Annotated in this window: 14 protein-coding genes; 13 read left to right on the forward strand and 1 reads right to left on the reverse strand. The window is 47.1% G+C overall.

Annotation, left to right across the window (positions count from 1 at the left end; translation table 11 throughout):
• Positions 1-100: 100 nt before the first annotated feature.
• The 12 genes from KGF65_RS03650 (at position 101) to KGF65_RS03705 (ending at position 13,451) form a co-directional block, all read left to right on the forward strand.
• Positions 101-1,513: a C69 family dipeptidase gene (locus tag KGF65_RS03650; protein ID WP_101872739.1), complete on the forward strand. Its 1,413-nt coding sequence runs from the start codon at positions 101-103 to the stop codon at positions 1,511-1,513.
• A 61-nt stretch (positions 1,514-1,574) separates the two neighbouring features.
• Positions 1,575-1,823 carry a hypothetical protein gene (locus KGF65_RS03655; protein WP_003637561.1) on the forward strand — a complete coding sequence of 83 codons (249 nt, stop codon included), beginning with the start codon at positions 1,575-1,577 and terminating at the stop codon, positions 1,821-1,823.
• A gap of 516 nt (positions 1,824-2,339) precedes the next feature.
• Positions 2,340-3,548 carry an MFS transporter gene (locus tag KGF65_RS03660; RefSeq protein WP_088770158.1) on the forward strand — a complete coding sequence of 403 codons (1,209 nt, stop codon included), beginning with the start codon at positions 2,340-2,342 and terminating at the stop codon, positions 3,546-3,548.
• A gap of 54 nt (positions 3,549-3,602) precedes the next feature.
• Positions 3,603-5,252 carry an ABC transporter ATP-binding protein gene (locus KGF65_RS03665; RefSeq protein WP_120769589.1) on the forward strand — a complete coding sequence of 550 codons (1,650 nt, stop codon included), beginning with the start codon at positions 3,603-3,605 and terminating at the stop codon, positions 5,250-5,252.
• 1,066 nt (positions 5,253-6,318) lie between these two features.
• The gene (locus KGF65_RS03670; RefSeq protein WP_105923373.1) at positions 6,319-6,882 is read left to right on the forward strand and encodes a biotin transporter BioY; all 564 of its coding nucleotides are present in this window, start codon (positions 6,319-6,321) and stop codon (positions 6,880-6,882) included.
• Positions 6,883-6,945: 63 nt separating this feature from the next.
• Complete coding sequence (locus KGF65_RS03675) at positions 6,946-7,917, forward strand: biotin--[acetyl-CoA-carboxylase] ligase (protein WP_216748108.1); 972 nt, start codon at positions 6,946-6,948, stop codon at positions 7,915-7,917.
• Positions 7,914-8,234 (forward strand): hypothetical protein, encoded by a 321-nt coding sequence (locus tag KGF65_RS03680; RefSeq protein WP_213472164.1) that lies wholly within the window; start codon positions 7,914-7,916, stop codon positions 8,232-8,234. Before KGF65_RS03675 ends, KGF65_RS03680 begins: the two co-directional genes overlap by 4 nt.
• 502 nt (positions 8,235-8,736) lie before the next feature.
• Entirely contained in the window at positions 8,737-9,576 is an 840-nt protein-coding gene (locus KGF65_RS03685) for a MetQ/NlpA family ABC transporter substrate-binding protein (protein WP_050337810.1), read from the forward strand.
• Between the two features lie 12 nt (positions 9,577-9,588).
• Complete coding sequence (locus KGF65_RS03690) at positions 9,589-10,617, forward strand: methionine ABC transporter ATP-binding protein (protein ID WP_105923376.1); 1,029 nt, start codon at positions 9,589-9,591, stop codon at positions 10,615-10,617.
• Positions 10,610-11,272, forward strand: a complete 663-nt coding sequence (locus tag KGF65_RS03695) for a methionine ABC transporter permease (protein WP_216748107.1) — start codon at positions 10,610-10,612, stop codon at positions 11,270-11,272. Before KGF65_RS03690 ends, KGF65_RS03695 begins: the two co-directional genes overlap by 8 nt.
• 20 nt (positions 11,273-11,292) lie before the next feature.
• Positions 11,293-12,276: a ketopantoate reductase family protein gene (locus KGF65_RS03700; RefSeq protein ID WP_216748106.1), complete on the forward strand. Its 984-nt coding sequence runs from the start codon at positions 11,293-11,295 to the stop codon at positions 12,274-12,276.
• Between the two features lie 2 nt (positions 12,277-12,278).
• On the forward strand, positions 12,279-13,451 hold the full coding sequence (locus KGF65_RS03705) for a pyridoxal phosphate-dependent aminotransferase (protein WP_105922186.1): 1,173 nt from the start codon (positions 12,279-12,281) through the stop codon (positions 13,449-13,451).
• Positions 13,452-13,744: 293 nt separating this feature from the next.
• Here KGF65_RS03705 and KGF65_RS03710 read toward each other — a convergent pair whose 3' ends face one another.
• The gene (locus KGF65_RS03710) at positions 13,745-14,911 is read right to left on the reverse strand and encodes a hypothetical protein (RefSeq protein ID WP_216748105.1); all 1,167 of its coding nucleotides are present in this window, start codon (positions 14,909-14,911) and stop codon (positions 13,745-13,747) included.
• Positions 14,912-15,973: 1,062 nt separating this feature from the next.
• Between KGF65_RS03710 and KGF65_RS03715 the strand changes: the two genes are divergently transcribed.
• On the forward strand, positions 15,974-16,267 hold the full coding sequence (locus KGF65_RS03715) for a type II toxin-antitoxin system RelB/DinJ family antitoxin (protein WP_101872744.1): 294 nt from the start codon (positions 15,974-15,976) through the stop codon (positions 16,265-16,267).
• Positions 16,268-16,480 lie beyond the last annotated feature (213 nt).

Consider the following 16,480-nt stretch of genomic DNA (forward strand, 5'->3'; position numbering starts at 1 on the left):
CAAATTTAGTTGTCAGCGTTTCCGCAATGGTGGTTTTTTCGCGCAGAGCGTGTATCATTGGTATTGATAATCGATAATAAAAGACAGGAGAGATATGCTGATGTACGAACAAGCTTGTACCACCATTTTAGTCGGGAAAAAGGCCTCAGTTGACGGATCAACGATGATTGCCCGTAACGATGATACGTTTATGCCGATTACCCCGCAAAAGTTCATTGTTCACCCCGCCGTTCACGGTCGCCACGAGACGTTAACGTCCGGTAAGAACGGTTTTACGGCGCCACTTCCAGCGGATGGCTACCGTTATCAAGCGGTACCTAATATTGAAGTTGCAGAAAAAGGGGTATTTGAAGAAAACGGGTTTAATGAGAAAAACGTAGGGGTATCGGCAACTGAAAGTGTCTACGGAAATGAACATACGCTGACCTTCGACCCCTTTGTTCCCAATGGCTTAGCGGAAGATTCCCTCCCAACGATGGTCACGCCATTCATTGATTCAGCGCGAGGCGGGGTCGAATATTTGGGCCAATTAATTGCCAAGTATGGCTCACCAGAAGGTAACGGCGTCTTGTTCAATGATAAAGACGACGTGTGGTATATGGAAATCGTGACTGGTCATCATTGGGTCGCACAACGGATTCCGGACGATGCTTACGCTGTTGCTGCCAATCAAGTAGCGATTCAGTGGGTGGATTTCGATGATCCTGATAACTTCATGTGGTCAGACGGTATTCAAGAATTTGTCGAAGAACACCATTTGAATCCTGATAAGGAAGGTTTCAATTTCCGGCATATTTTTGGGACCGACAATGAAAAGGACCGTCACTACAATACGCCACGGGTCTGGTATGGCCAACGGTACTTCAATCCTGAAATCGAACAGGATCCACAATCGAGTGAACTCCCATTTATTTGTCATGCTGCTAAGAAAATCTCAGTGGCGGATGTCGAATTCGTGCTAGGGTCTCACTACAACGAGACGAAGTATGATCCGTTCTTAAATACGCCAGAAGCAAAGAAGTTCCGGCCAATTTCAATGAATCGGACCCAAAATTCGCACGTGATGCAGATTCGTAACGATGTCCCTGAAGAACAAAGTGCCATCATGTGGATGACCTTTGGGGTACCCGCGTTTGCACCGTATCTTCCATTCCATGCCAACGTGACTGAAACTGACCCAAGCTTCGCTAATACGCCGTTGAAGCACGATATGAAGAGTGCCTACTGGTTGTATCGGACGTTGTCGATGATCGTTGAATCACACTACGCTGACTTTGTTCAAGATGACATCGACTATTTGAAGGAATGCCGTATCGAACTAGGTCAATTTGTCGCTGAAACGGACAAGCAGGCTGCTAAGTTGTCTGGGGACGAATTGACGGCCTTCTTAACGGAACAAGACAAAGTGATGGTCGCTAAGATGCGTGACAAGGCCCAAGCTTTGATTGGACAACTGGTCACAAAAGGGTTGACGCTATCCAAATTAACTTATAACGTCGACATCAATCTTTAAACTTTCTTTGGCATGGTGCCAGCGTGTATAATTAAGATACTCAGAAAGGGGCTGACGGTATATGGATGAAAATGTCTTATTTAATCCCGGCGACGCAATTTCAGAATCCCACGATTACAATGAAGCGCTGCGTAGCGCGGACATTTATAATGCCCGCCATGGTCGTAAACGCGGCCTAATGATTGCGCGACCACTAGAACAGGACCATGGTTATTCAGTGTTTTATGCGGACGATCTCCTTTCAGCGGATACGCCACGACCAGAGGCACGGCAATATCATGTTGAAAAACGGATTCCTAAAGAAGAATAAGCAGGGCATCACAGTAAGTTAACTGTGAAATGTTAATCACAACCAGGATGGGTCATCATACGATGGCAGGTCCTGGTTGTTTTTTTTTGCGCTAATTAACTTGAATTTTGACGTGTTGGCTAAAAGAATTGGGACAATAATGTGTGTTGAAATGACCGGCAAACTGCTGTCACTTGGTTACCGGGTGTGCACTTACTTTGCGGCTAATACCTACTAACCTGACCGCTATGATAAGTAGATGTGCGGGCAAACGATAAGAAAAATTGCAATTAGATTAAAATATTATTTGATTATGATGTGTTTAGTGCTATTATAATCACATCTAACGCTAAAAGGAGTGGTGTACAAGCAGGCTCTTTATTTGAGAGTCTGAACTTTCAGAATAGCATCAGCGGATTGACCTGATTCTTGGTGTGGGGGCCTCAGTAATTATGAAAGTCACGCGTTGGTAACGTGCTTTTCTGAGGATTTTCGTTATCGGATTTAGTAGGTCATCTTAGAAAGGAGGACGACTAAATGAGCAACAAAAGAATTATCCTAGTTAGTCAGTTTATCAATAATTTTGGCACGGCATTTTCCCGAATTGCCTTAATTATCTTAGTCACGACTTGGTACAAGAATGCGATCTACGTCGGAATTTACTCGTTCTTCTTGTTTATTCCGCAAGTGGTCCTTGCAACGCCGATTGGTTATCTGATTGACTCGAGGCGTGATGAAAAACGTTTATTGCTGGTCTCTAGCTTCTTAGCGGCCCTGGCAATTCTGTGTGTGGCCGCCATGGACTATTTCCAAGTGCATTCATTCGTCTTATTGGTCGCGTTGGCGGTGGTGTATTCAGTGATCTCTGACATCTATGCGCCATGTATTACTAAGGTGACCGTGTATTTATTTGATAAGTCAGACTTTAATGATATCAATGCGTCAATCAGTGGTGCCATGACTGCCGCTAATCTTTTCTCGGGAATCATCGTCACCTATTTCATCAGCTTTTTACCATTTACAGCATTGTTTTTGTTTGATTTTGTCTCGTACATAGTAGTGATGGTGCTGTTGATGTTTTTACATATCCCACCCACCAACACGGCTACGGATGGCGTTGCAGCAACTGCAGCCCAATCTACCTCAATGTGGAATAGTTTTAAGATCGTTAAAGATTTTTTGTCGATGTTTCCTTATATCGTTCCCGTCTATTTTTCAGCAATCCTATTTAATATTTTACTGGCGCCGATGAATGTTTATTTAACCCAAGTGGCCTATCAGATTTTTGACAATGCCAAAACGACTGGGCTACTGGAATCATTTTATTCACTGGGATTCTTAATTGGGTCATTAACGTATAAGTTCCTGTGCACCAAATTCCCGATGAGTCGCTTGATTCAAACGTCGTTGCTGTTAGTGCCAGTCACCTTGGCCATCTTCGGGAGTGCCCATTCGTTACCAGTGGCGCTACTGGGGCTAGCTGGATTGGGAATCGTCATTCCGTTCTTCAATATTTCATCGAAGACAATTATTCAAAATAAGGTGCCACAAGCGAAATTAGGGGTTATTTTTAACAGCTACTTTGCGTTGATGAACTTGTCACAGCCAATTGGGCTACTAGGGATTCCCGTGTTGATTGGCGTGTTCGGGGTGACTAGTGTCTTGCTGGTCGGCGGCGCGTTTTACTTGATTGCCGCAATCATGCTGGTTCTGTTCAATCAGATTTCTGTGGAACTGAATGAATAACTAATTACTATGTGGCACGAGGTTGGACGATAGCTGTTTTTTGAGGAGGAGTTTATGCCTATTTATTCGTATTTATTTCGGCACAAGTTAGCGGTTTTGGGGTTATTGATATTAGGTGTGTTTTGGATGGGATTTCAGATGATCGATAGCATCTACTTTGGGAATGCGATTACGGCAATTGCTAATCGTGATTTTCAAACGTTTATTCGTGACATGATCATCGCGTTCAGTGCCATCACGCTCTTTGCAATTTGTATTCCCATCAACGATCATTTTCGCGAACGCTTAAAACAAACGATGGAAGCAGAATTACGGAACGATATTGCGGATTCGATTAATGGATTGAAGTATGCGCAGGTCAAAGAAAACGATACGGGTAAGTACGTCTCGTGGATGACTAACGATCTAACCATTATTGATGAACAAGGATTTGAAAATGTCTTTGATGCGCTGCAGTCGCTGACGGCCGTGTTGATTAATGCCATCATGATCGTCAAATATCACTATAGCCTGCTGATTTTGACACTGATCTTGGCGGCGTTGATGATTCTAGGTCCTAAAATCTTACAAGCCAAGCTTGAACGCGAATCGAAATCATACAGTCAAGCTAATGAACAACTGACGGAAACCATGACGGATACCTTTGACGGGTATAATGCGCTCTATATTCTGGGGCAAAAACACTTGATCAACCAGCGCGTTCGGCATGCATCTAAGCGGTTTGGTAAATACAAGGTCGCTTTTGTGACAGCTAAGGCGGAAAATAATGGGCTGATTAATTGGATCAGCGTTCTGAGTCAAGCGGCGATTGGTGTCTTGGCTGGTTCGCTGGCCCTCAATGGTATTATGAAAGTGGGGAATGTCATCACGTGCTCGTCATTGGCCGGGGTGATTTTTGGTAACTTAACGGCTTTGAGTTTTGCGATTGTAGGATTGCGGACGGTTAAACCCATTATTAAAAAGTTTCAGTTGGCTTCAAGCAATTCAGCAACCCAAGCGACATCTCAAGCAACAACCCAATCAACGGCTAACTTGACGAATTTCCAACGAGCCATTGATTTTGATGACGTGACTTTTACATATGATAATCAAAGCACCCCAACACTGCGGAAGCTTAATTTACGGCTTGAAAAGAATCATAAGTATGCCTTGGTTGCGCCATCTGGGTTTGGAAAAACGACAATTTTGAATTTGATTTTTGGGATGTATACGGATTATCAAGGGACTTTGACGATTGATGGTCAAGATTATCGTCAGTTACCAGAAAGCCAGATTCAAGCGCAAATGTTATATGTAGACCAGCATCCCTATATCTTTACCGGGAATTTACGGGAGAACATCTTAATGGGACGGACGGTCGATGACCAAACATTCGCCGCTGTTTGCCGGATCTGCGGTATCGATGAATTTGTCGACGAGCTACCAGATGGATTCGCGACGCAATTACGACATGGTGGGGCCAATTTGTCCGGTGGTCAGATGCAACGGGTGGCGATGGCGAGAATGTTATTAAGTGATCGACCAATCTTGTTATTAGATGAAATCACCTCTGCGTTGGATCTGGAAACCGCATTACGCGTGGAAACGAATATTCTACAACAGTCGAATAAGACGGTAATCATGGTGACCCATAATCTGCATCAGCAGACCAAACCTTTATTTGACGAAATCATCGATTTAACCGCAGATGTACGCCAATCCTAGTCGTGGCAAGTCATTGCGATTGCGGTGAGCAAATCATTTGAGACGAACAATTAGTTAATCAGTCGGCCAGACAACGAGCTTTGGCCGACTGATTTTTATGAACAGTTGTTTGGATTACTGTTCGTCAGCGATGATCTCCTTAGTCCGACCTCCAGGGCTGGCTGACAACGCTGGAACAGGGCGGACATCGATTTGAACTCACGCAGAAACCCACTGCGCAATTTCAAATACGAGTCTTCTTCTAGCCCGGGAACCCCACCCGGACAAGAAGAATTTCGCCCTTGAGCATTGTCAGCCAGCCCCTGCAGTCGGGAACCCGCTCGAATGGCAGATGAACGGCCACCTATCTGGGTACAATTGACCACTGAATATTAGGTAACTGGTCTTTCAGGAATACCTTTCTGAATCGTTATCGATGGTGAGTTATAGCATTTATATACTGAGGCGCTTGTCTAAGTACTATTCCCTAATTTCCATTCTTTGAGCATTCCGGACTTTTTTTCATTTCAGGCGGCTAAAGATGATGCGACTCATGTTCTGTAATGTTACTGACTCCGAAAGCAAAACATGAGTATGCTGACTTGGCGATTATCAGAAACAAGTCTTACATTTAAATACCAAATAACTGGTTTCTAAGAGTCAACGACCAGTTCACTAAAAAGTTGAGTTTGCACATGTCCGCCTTTCGAATGAAATCCCCGGCCGGAAGGTGTTTCTGACAATGCTCAGCGATGAAATTCCACTTAGCAAGCGTTTTGTGCTTGTTTAGTGGAAGACCAGTATTTAAGACGCGGGTTCTCGGCTTAAATCTGTGTCCATCGCGTTCCAGCGTTGTCAGAAATTCCTGGAGGCCGGTGTAGGACGCAGCTATCAAATCAGGTTTACGCTAACTCGCTTTGTTTCCAGCGGTCCATAGCTGGCTGCTTTTGACCTGAAGAACTGCCACGTTCTAGTCATGTTGCATGTCAATTTGAATAGCACGTATCAAAATAGTAACCCATACTATTGATTTAAGGTTACTATTGGTGCATAATAGCGGTTAAATTGATTAACTAGGGGTGCAGGTATGACAAATCAACAGACAGTCAAACATTTGACGCAGACGGCGATGGTAACGGCGCTAATCATTGTTCTGGGGTTCTTTCCGGGGATTCCGGTGGGGATTATTCCGGTGCCAATCGTGCTGCAAAATATGGGGATTTTCTTGGCGGCTGAATTATTGGGTCGCAAATATGGCACGATTGCCGTGGCATTGTTCCTGGGCTTAGTGGCATTAGGATTGCCACTGTTGTCAGGTGGTCGCGGTGGGGCGGCCGTGTTCTTAGGCCCAACCGGTGGCTACCTCGTGGCATGGTTGTTGGCGCCGGTCTTGATTGGGACGTTAATGAAGTTGACGCCAGCAACGACGAGTGGCTACTGGTGGTTGGAAGTTGGCATCGTGTGGTTAGCCGGTATTGCGTTTGTCGACATCGTCGGGGCGGTCTGGCTGGCAATTCAGTCCAATATGACGCTTTCGGCTGCTTTATTATCGAACTTGGCCTTTATTCCGGGAGATATCATTAAGGCGACGCTAGCTGTTTTGATTGCGCGGCGCGTCCGGGCCGTCATCGATTTTGACGTTGCAGCATAAGCCGATGGTCGAGCGACGAATAAAGCGCCGAACAAAGCGTCGAACAAGATGAGGAGTGGCAAAATGACAACGAAAGAACAAGTCTTAATGACATTAGTGGCATACCCCGGGACATGGCTATCGGGGGATCAATTGGCTCAGCAGATTGGCCGCAGTCGTGAAAGTGTCTGGAAAGCAATCAACGCGCTCAAAAAGCAGGGCCATCAGATTGAGAGTCGTAAAAATCGCGGGTATTGTTACCAGGGTAGTCAGCAGTTGGACGCGACGGCGATTCAAATCCATGGTCAACATCAGTTTCCAGGGCCGATTGAGGTGGTGTCTGAAACGGCATCGACGCAGCTACTGGCCAAAGAATTTTTGAGCCAGCACCCCGCCCAAATCGCGGCTTTCTTGGCGGATCAGCAAACGGCCGGCTATGGGCGACAGGGGCGTCATTTTTACTCGCCAGCCAATACGGGGCTCTATCTGAGTGTGGTTATTCCCAATCCGACGCAAGCTTTGGCTAATGTCGGGCTACTGACCACCGGTATCTCGGTGAGTGTGCTGACGGTCTTACAACAATTTTACCCAACTAAGGACTTTCAGCTGAAATGGGTCAATGATATTTATCTGGACCATCATAAGGTCGGTGGCATCATTACCGAGGCAAGTCTTGAACTAGAATCGAGTTCAACCATGGCTTTCATTGTCGGCATCGGTCTGAATTTGACGACGACTGATTTTCCACAGGAACTGCGAACACGTGCGCAAGCCGTCGATACAACGGTGGCGGTCAATCGTAATCAGCTGGCCGCGGCGCTATTAGCTGAAGTTGTAGCGCTATCGAAACGCTATACTAGTGCTGACTTCTTGCCATCGTACCGGGCTAAATCTGCCGTTCTCGGCAAACAAGTCACGTTGCAAGTGGGATGGCAGGTCGTGACGGGGCTGGCCGAAGATATCGATGCTCATGGTGGCTTGGTCTTACGATTACCGTCTGGGGATCACCAAACCTTTACGAGTGGTGAGGTGGTCAAAGTCGGCGTTGAAGCATGAGTCAGTTGTGGCTTCAGATTGACGGGTTAAATATCGACCGGGCGGGGCGCTGTCAACACTATCATCAAGCAACCGACATTGCCGCCTTGTGGTGCTCGCAATGTCAACGATATTATGCGTGCTATCGCTGCCATAATGCATTATGTGCGCATCGTTTTGTCCCGGCCAGTCGACAGGCGCTAGCCGTGATGTGTGGCAATTGTCGTTGTCGAATGACCGTTGCACAGTATCACACTGGGGCTTGTCCCAATTGTCAAGCAGCGTTCAATCCCCGTTGTAAGCGCCATGATACGTTGTACTTTAAGCCTGACGAGTGAGTCCCATTGAGTCCTGTTTGCGTTCAATTGCCGTATTTTAGAGCCGTTAGTGAGGACAGTTTGTAAGGACTTGAAGCCGCGATTGGAGATTTTCGTGAAATGCTGTGAGTGCTGTCATTTCAGCGTATCGTCAAGTTCAACACTACTATTAATCTCATTTTTAACTAATAAATTCCTTGACGTATTCTAATCTAAAACTCATAATGTGACTTATCACGAAAGATGAGTAGCGATTGCGCGCCGGTAACAGAGAGTCATCAACTGCTGAAAGATGATCCGGTAAACGTTGTGAAGATGGTCTTTCTTAATGAACGATCGGTGAGCAGTCATGTTAAGTGGTCGCGGTTAATGCCCGTTAGCGCAGCAGTTAGTTCTGCATGAGTTGGTGTCCAATTGGATACTATTGAGGTGGTACCGCGGCGACAGTCGTCCTTGTTATGTAAAAGCATAACCGGGGCGACTTTTTTAGTTGTCGCATAAAAAAAGAGATGGGGTATGGATCATGAGAAGAAATACAAAGTGGTTGTTAGCGTTAGGCGGCATTCTAGTCGTATTGGTCGCCATTATTGGCTTGAGTCGCGGTGGCGGTTCTCAGGCGAGTTCCAACAAATTGACAACGGTGAAGATTGGGGTCGCGCCTGGGCCATATGGGGACATGGCGACTAAAGTGATTGGCCCGTTACTAGAGAAGAAGGGTTATAAGGTCGTGACCAAGGAATTCAACGATTACGTGCAGCCCAACAAGGCTTTGAATTCTGGCGAGATTGACGCTAACCTGTTCCAACACACGCTGTATCTCAAGACATTTGCCAAAGCGAACCATTTGAAACTATCAGCGATCGGTGAAACGCCCACGCTAGGCATGGGGATCTATTCTAAAAAGATTTCCGCACTCAGCGATTTGCAACGCGGCGACACCGTCTCCCTACCGAATGATCCGTCTAACTTGGCGCGGGCCTTACAATTGCTGGCAGCTCAAAAGTTGATCACGTTGAAGAAGAATATCAACGTGGCCACAGCTAGCACCGCTGATATCGCTTCGAACCCGCATCAATTGAAGATTAAAACGCTGGATGCGGCGCAATTACCACAATCAATGAGCAACGTGACGATTGCCTTGATTCCCGGAAACTATTCTTGGAATGCTAAGTTGAAGCCATCCAAAGCGTTGGCGCTTGAAAAATTGAAGGAAGATTACAAGGAAGTCTTCGTCGTTAAGACGAGTCAACGCAATTCCAAGTTTGCAAAAGCCGTTAAGTCAGTCTTGAATAGCGCGGCTTTCAAGAAGGCCATCGCCAAATCTGAATTTAAGGATTTCGATAAGCCCGCATCGTGGCAGTAGGAGGTCAATGGGATGAGTCAGATTGAATTAAAACATATTGATGTGACCTTTCAGCAGAAGAAGCGGACGGTCCAAGCGGTTAAGGACGTGTCACTGACGGTTGAAAAAGGCGAAATATTTGGCATCGTCGGCTTATCCGGTGCCGGGAAGTCGACCCTAGTGCGGACGATCAACTACTTGCAGGCCCCGAGTCGCGGACAAGTTGTGGTCGATGGTCAGGAACTGACCAAGGCCAACCGGCGAGAGATTGCAGCGATTCGCAAGAAAATTGGCTTTATCTTTCAGAACTTTAACTTGGTTGGTAATCGGACCATTGCCCAAAACCTCGCGTTTGCATTAACCGCGGGCGGCTATCCAGAGAAGCAACAGCCGGCTCGGATCCACGAATTGTTATCATTGGTGGGCTTAGCGGAGCGTCAGGACAACTACCCAAGCCAACTCTCTGGTGGTCAGAAGCAACGGGTCGGGATTGCCCGCGCATTGGCGAATGATCCTGATATTTTACTCTGTGACGAGGCGACTAGTGCCTTAGACGTTGAAACGGCCGAGGAAATCATTCAGATTCTAAAAGACATCAACCAACGTTTGCACATTACCATCGTCTTTATCACCCACCAGTTGGAAGTCGCTCGGAGCTTATTTGACCGCGTGGCAGTCATGGAAGCAGGCCGATTAGTCGAACAGTCAGCGACGTATGATTTATTTGCCGCACCGCAGTCGGATATGGGGCAGCGGTTGGTCAATCGTTTCTTAGATACCCAGTTGCCGCCAAAAGTCGCCGCGCAGCTCGCCCAACAGGAAGGCCAGTTACTAGCGTTACGCTACCGTGGCAGTGACTCGCTGACGCCGATTATCACGGAAATCGCCAAGGCGACGGATGTGGATATCAACATTATTCAAGGACGCATCGAATTTATTCAGGAACGCGCCATCGGGGTGCTGGCCGTGTACTTAACGGGGCAAACCGAAGCGGTGAAACGAGCGATTGCCGCGTTTCGGCAACGGGTCGATTACGTCGAGGAGGTCAACGCACATGAATGAGACATGGACGATTTTACAACAGAATTTAGAAACCGCCTTATGGGATACCGCTAAAATGGTCTTCATCTCGGGTTTTATCGGCGTGGTCTTCGGCACGATTATTGGCTTATTACTCTACTACTATGCCAACCCGTTATTTGCGCCCCATCCGCTAGTCAATAGCGTTGCGGGCTTTGTCATCAATGCGATTCGGTCATTACCATTTTTGATTTTGATGGTCGTCTTGATTCCATTTGCCAAATTCGTGGCGGGCGATCCATATACGCCATTAGGAGGCGCCGTCTCACTTTCAGTCGCGGCAATTCCGTTTTTTGCCCGGCTGGCGGAAGGGGCCTTTGCGGATATTGATGCTGGGGTCGTGGAAGCTGCCCGGTCGACCGGGGCTAACTTCTGGTTGACGTTTCAAGAGGTCTTATTCCCAGAAGCCTTACCAGCTTTGATTCGAGGCGTCGTTTTGACCCTGATCAGTTTGCTTGGCTATTCCGCCATGGTCGGGACGATTGGGGCGGGCGGTATCGGTGATTTAGCGATTCAATATGGCTACAACCGCTATAATACCGGCGTTTTGATTAGTGTTATCGTTATTTTGATCGTTATCGTGCAGATCGTTCAGTGGTGTGGCGACCGTTTGGCAGACCACTACACACGGTCGTAATTAGGAAGGAAGCTTTTTCAATGAAGTATGCAGTATTAGGCGCAGGTGCTATGGGATTACGGTACGGGGTATTGTTACAGGAGGCTGGCCAACACGTGGATTTTGTCGATACGTGGGACCAACAAGTCCAAACGATTCAGGAACAAGGCGGCGTTTACGTGGCGCGTGATGGACAGAACCGTCACCTAGTCCCGATTCGAATTAGCACGCCAGAAGATTACCACGGGACGCCGGACGTGTTGATTATCTTCACTAAGCAAATGGGCTTAGCGGAAATGTTGACGCGTTCAGCGCATTTCTTCAACGCAGACCAGTACGTGGTCACTGCCATGAACGGCATGGGCCATATCGAAAAAATCAACCAGTATTTCAAGCCGGAAAAGGTGCTCGGCGGGACCACGCTGATTGGGACCGTTTTGAAGCAGGCCGGCGATGTGGACTTTATTGGCGCAGCGGGTGCCGGTTCAATGAATATTGCCAATCAGACGGAACAACCGGATGAAGTGACGCATCAAATCGTGGCTGACTTGCAGGCGGCCAATTTGAATCCGACGTTAACGACCAATTTCCTCGGAACGTTGCTCGCTAAGGTGATTTTCAACTCGGTCATCAATACGCTATGCACGATGTTTCAGATCCAAATGGGCGAATTTATTCAGTCACCGGTCGCTCAGAAATTGGGACGGCAGCTGATTGATGAAGCCTTTGATGTCTGTGAACGCGCCGGCATTACGCTGTTGAATACCCGCGAAGAAGAATGGGCGACTATCGATTATGTGAGTCGCAAGACCAATCCGCTACATTTTCCTTCCATGTATCAAGATATTTCAAAACATCGGCCCACGGAAGTTGATTATATCAATGGTTATCTTTATGATTTAGGCGTGCAGTATCACTATGAAGCGAAGACCCATGATTTCTTACGCAACTTGGTCCACTTGGCAGAATTTGCCGGGACCTTTGACGTTGCTAGTCTGAAGCCGTTAACAGAAGGGGAGCACTAGGTTTGAAATTTGAAGAATCCAAGATTTTACAGCAGTTACCAAAACAGTTCTTTGCGAATTTGGTTCGCAAGGTCAATGCGAAAGCCGCGTCGGGTGCGGATGTGATTAATTTAGGCCAGGGAAATCCGGACCAGCCCACGCCAGACTTCGTCGTGAAAGCGATGCAGGCTGCGACTGCCGACCCAGCTGACCATAAGTATTCGTTATTTCGCGGGCTACCGCGTTTTAAACAGGCCGCGGCAGATTTTTATCAGCGCGAATACGGGGTGCAACTGGATCCAGAGACTGAGATTGCCGTTTTAGGTGGCAGTAAAATCGGACTAGTCGAATTACCTTTTGCACTCCTGAACCCTGGCGACACGATGATCTTACCGGACCCGGGTTATCCCGATTACTTGTCTGGAATCACCTTAGCCCAAGTCAAACTCGAATTATTGCGGTTGACTGAACAACACCACTTCTTGCCAGACTATTCTCAGGTCGATCCACAGGTGGCTGATGCGGCGAAATTGTTGTACTTGAATTATCCAAATAACCCGACTGGTGCGGTAGCCACGCCGGACTTTTTCCGCGATACGGTCGACTTTGCTAATGAGCATCAGATTGGGATTGTTCACGACTTTGCTTACGGGGCGATTGGGTTTGATGGGCAACGTCCCGTCAGTTTCTTACAAACACCAGGCGCAAAGGATGTTGGCATCGAAATGTATACCTTGTCGAAATCCTTTAACATGGCCGGCTGGCGAGTCGGTTTTGCGGCGGGTAATCCAGATATGATCGAAGCCTTGAACCTCATTCAAGACCATTTATTCGTCAGCGTCTTCCCGGCGATTCAGGATGCCGCCATCGCAGCCCTAAATAGTGACCAACAGACCGTTCGTGACCTAGTCGGGTTATATGAACGTCGGCGCAACCAATTCTTTGCGGCCGCACGCAAAATTGGCTGGGAACCGTACCCCTCAGGCGGCTCGTTTTACGCGTGGATGCCAGTTCCAGCTGGCTATACGAGTGAAAGTTTCGCAGACCTGTTGCTCGACCAAGCAGCCGTCGCCGTGGCGCCAGGAAATGGCTTCGGTGCCGGTGGTGAAGGCTACGTGCGCGTGGGCTTACTGATTGACGAACCCCGATTCACGGAAGCCTGCCAACGAATTGCTAAGTTGCATTTGTTCGATTAGCGACTGGCGGACGTGTTGGTGACTAGCCCGGTTGGTTGATGGCCGAGGCTGATTATCGGCCGGTGAAGCAGCACAAAATCGCTACGAGCAGGCATTATCGACCAGTAGAAACCAGAATCAGTACAAGCAGAATCATTGAAAATATTGTTAAAATGGCGTGACTAGCAGAAATCCTGCTAGTCGCGCCGCTTTTTTTATGGAATTGGTCAACACGCCAGTCTAGTTGGGCCAAACTAAAAAAACTAGCAGCCATTCCGCGAATGAAATGGCTGCTAGTTCAGGTTTGTTGCTGATTATAGATTTCCAGTACTCTTCAAGCGCTTTTCTAGCAGGTAAGCGTCCATGTAACCGAATGATAATTCGACGACCTGGTCGAGTTCAATCATCGTGCCAACGTGATTGATCTGGTTATCATCATCGACGTTATAGAAGATGAAGTGGCCATTAGTCAACGCACCCGGATAACCGGTCATCGCCGGCAACATTGGATTTTCAGTCGTGATATGGACGAGATTATTGAAAGTCGCGGCTTGCCGTAAAATCGACTCAAATAAATCAGTCGTGCCGTCAAAGAGGCGTTCGTCGTTTAAGACCGGCTGGACATTTAACTCATACTGACGGTTCAATTCAATAAAACCGCGCATCGTCTGCAAGTAGTCCGATTGAGTCGTGACCGATTCAATCAGCGAGCGTCGGCACAGCGTGTAGCCACCAAATTGGCCGGTCATGTCAATCAGGTTGAGCAAGACGCTATCGGCGTTTAACGTGTTAATGAAGCCGACGAAGAACATGTCGGAACCATCTGCCGAGCGGATTGCAATCAGCTGATGTTGGGCCAAAGCGTTATTAAGCGTCGCATCAACGTCATCGGGTTCGCTGGCTTTGACGGTTTCCTGGTGAGCGTGAGCAGTTTTAACAAAGGCACTTTCCAGCAATAATTCATTGCCGCAGAATTCGAGAATTTGAATCGAATCTAGCGGAATGACTTGCTGAGTCTTATTTTTAAAATCAAATTTATCAAAAGTTGTGAACGTGATCGTCTGATCGGTGATTGCTTGAACTTGACCTTCAAGGTAATTGTCATTGTCCGCTAACACGAGCAGGACGACTTGGTGGTCAGAATGGGCGTGGTCGACTAACTGAGCGAGTGCTGGCTGTTGGTCATCGATTGCCAGCGCTGGTTGTGGCACACTATTTAATCCTTCAGTCGTTGCATTCTTGAGTCGAAAGGCCATGTTATCGAGGTCTTCGCTCATCATTTCAACTTCATCGATGACGTCGTAACGCATGAAGACGGCGCCGTCCTGGAGCCCTGCATCGTCGTAAGTGTTCACGACAACGCCATCGGGTGCCAGACGGTCGATGTAGCCGGTATAAACCACTTCGCTATTGGCTTGATATAGGTTGATGAGGTGAACCTGTTGTGTGGCTAATTGTAAATTTTCAATAATTGAACTCATCGTGTCTAACCCCCTTAGTTAATGTTCCCTCATCATAGCACTTTTTGGGCCAAAGACGCCATTATAAGTCATTATTCAGCTCGTTTGGTAAGTGTGTTATGACTACGCGGATGAACGAACGGTGTAGGGGTGGATTGTTGTTCGTCAGCCGGGGCGCTTCATACTCCGACCTCTGGGGCTGGCTGACAATTGCTGGAACAGGGCGGACATCGATTTGAACTCACGCAGAAGCCCACTGCGCAATTTCAAATACGAGTCTTCTTCTAGCCCGGGAAAACCGCCCGGACAAGAAGAATTTCGCCCTTGAGCATTGTCAGCCAGCCCCGCCGGTCGGGAACCCGCTCGAATGGCAGATGAACGACCACCTAATTAGGTACAATTGGCCATTAAATGATAGAAGACTGGTTCTTTGTGTAAACTTTGAATCAGAACCGCTAATGATATATGTCAGTTAAATACTAAGAAAATTGTTGGCTAACTTAATCTGGATTGTCGTTCACAGGTAGACAACAGTATTGCTATTTGAGTCCAATTCAAGATTTTGAAGTCTCAATTAACTAAGGAAAACTCCGGTATGTTCATTGAAATTAATGATTCATAGCACTAAAACATGGGTGAGATAGCTGAAAAATTATCAGAAACCAGTCATACGCTTTAATCCCGAAATACCCTTTGCTAGGAGTCAACGACCAGTTTCCCGAAAGTTGGGTCCGCAAGTGTCTGCCTTTCGAATACCATCCAGGCTGGAAGGTATTTCTGACAATGCTCAGCGATGAAATTTCACTTAGCAAGCGTTGTGTGCTTGGTTAGTGAAAGACCAGTATTTAAGACGTGGGTTCTCGGCTTAAATCTGTGTCCATCGCGTTCCAGCGTTGTCAGAAATGCCTGGAAGTCGGCATAGGCCGCGTCTACCCATCAGGTTTACGCTAACTCGTCTTATTTCTAGCGGTTCTAAGCTGGCTGCTTTTGAACTCAAAAACAATTATCCCCAATGGTAAATAATAACGGCCGCAACGTGGTTATTATATAATCAAGGTATTAACAGAGAGAGGGATGGTTGGCATGACTCGAGTATCAACTTCTATTCGTATAGACGCTGATTTGAAGCAAGCAGCTAGCAAGCAACTTGCAAGTATGGGGCTATCAATGAATACCTATCTGAACATGGCGTTAAGGCAATTAGTCTTGCAGCAAGCGATCCCGTTTGAAAGTGACGAGCCGTCATGGGTGCCAAATGAAGAGACGGAAAAGGCCCTAGTCCTGGCGCGCGCCAAAGAATTAGGGCTCATTCCTGATAACGCGCCCGCCTTCGATGATCCCAAGCGTGCGATTCGCTATCTCAACGATGAACAGTAAGCCTGATCGGGTGTTGTCATGGATAAAGTGATGGTGGCTGAACGTAAGCTGATGTAAAATGCAGATTTAATCAGCCGCTGATTGCGTCAAATGCCGCCGATTGACTATGTCATATTCCAGTTTGCAGGACTCAAACGCTGAGTCCTTTTTTTGTTTTCATTAATAATTACGCAACAATAATGAAATTCCGCTAAATTCAGTCCAAAATCGCGC

Source organism: Lactiplantibacillus sp. 30.2.29, assembly GCF_018991255.1.
GTDB classification, from domain to species: domain Bacteria; phylum Bacillota; class Bacilli; order Lactobacillales; family Lactobacillaceae; genus Lactiplantibacillus; species Lactiplantibacillus pentosus.

Coding starts and splice junctions, on each gene's coding strand:
- KGF65_RS03650 (WP_101872739.1), top strand. CDS start 101: ATGTACGAACAAGCTTGTACCACCATTTTAGTCGGGAAAAAGGCCTCA.
- KGF65_RS03655 (WP_003637561.1), top strand. CDS start 1,575: ATGGATGAAAATGTCTTATTTAATCCCGGCGACGCAATTTCAGAATCC.
- KGF65_RS03660 (WP_088770158.1), top strand. CDS start 2,340: ATGAGCAACAAAAGAATTATCCTAGTTAGTCAGTTTATCAATAATTTT.
- KGF65_RS03665 (WP_120769589.1), top strand. CDS start 3,603: ATGCCTATTTATTCGTATTTATTTCGGCACAAGTTAGCGGTTTTGGGG.
- KGF65_RS03670 (WP_105923373.1), top strand. CDS start 6,319: ATGACAAATCAACAGACAGTCAAACATTTGACGCAGACGGCGATGGTA.
- KGF65_RS03675 (WP_216748108.1), top strand. CDS start 6,946: ATGACAACGAAAGAACAAGTCTTAATGACATTAGTGGCATACCCCGGG.
- KGF65_RS03680 (WP_213472164.1), top strand. CDS start 7,914: ATGAGTCAGTTGTGGCTTCAGATTGACGGGTTAAATATCGACCGGGCG.
- KGF65_RS03685 (WP_050337810.1), top strand. CDS start 8,737: ATGAGAAGAAATACAAAGTGGTTGTTAGCGTTAGGCGGCATTCTAGTC.
- KGF65_RS03690 (WP_105923376.1), top strand. CDS start 9,589: ATGAGTCAGATTGAATTAAAACATATTGATGTGACCTTTCAGCAGAAG.
- KGF65_RS03695 (WP_216748107.1), top strand. CDS start 10,610: ATGAATGAGACATGGACGATTTTACAACAGAATTTAGAAACCGCCTTA.
- KGF65_RS03700 (WP_216748106.1), top strand. CDS start 11,293: ATGAAGTATGCAGTATTAGGCGCAGGTGCTATGGGATTACGGTACGGG.
- KGF65_RS03710 (WP_216748105.1), bottom strand. CDS start 14,911: ATGAGTTCAATTATTGAAAATTTACAATTAGCCACACAACAGGTTCAC.
- KGF65_RS03715 (WP_101872744.1), top strand. CDS start 15,974: ATGACTCGAGTATCAACTTCTATTCGTATAGACGCTGATTTGAAGCAA.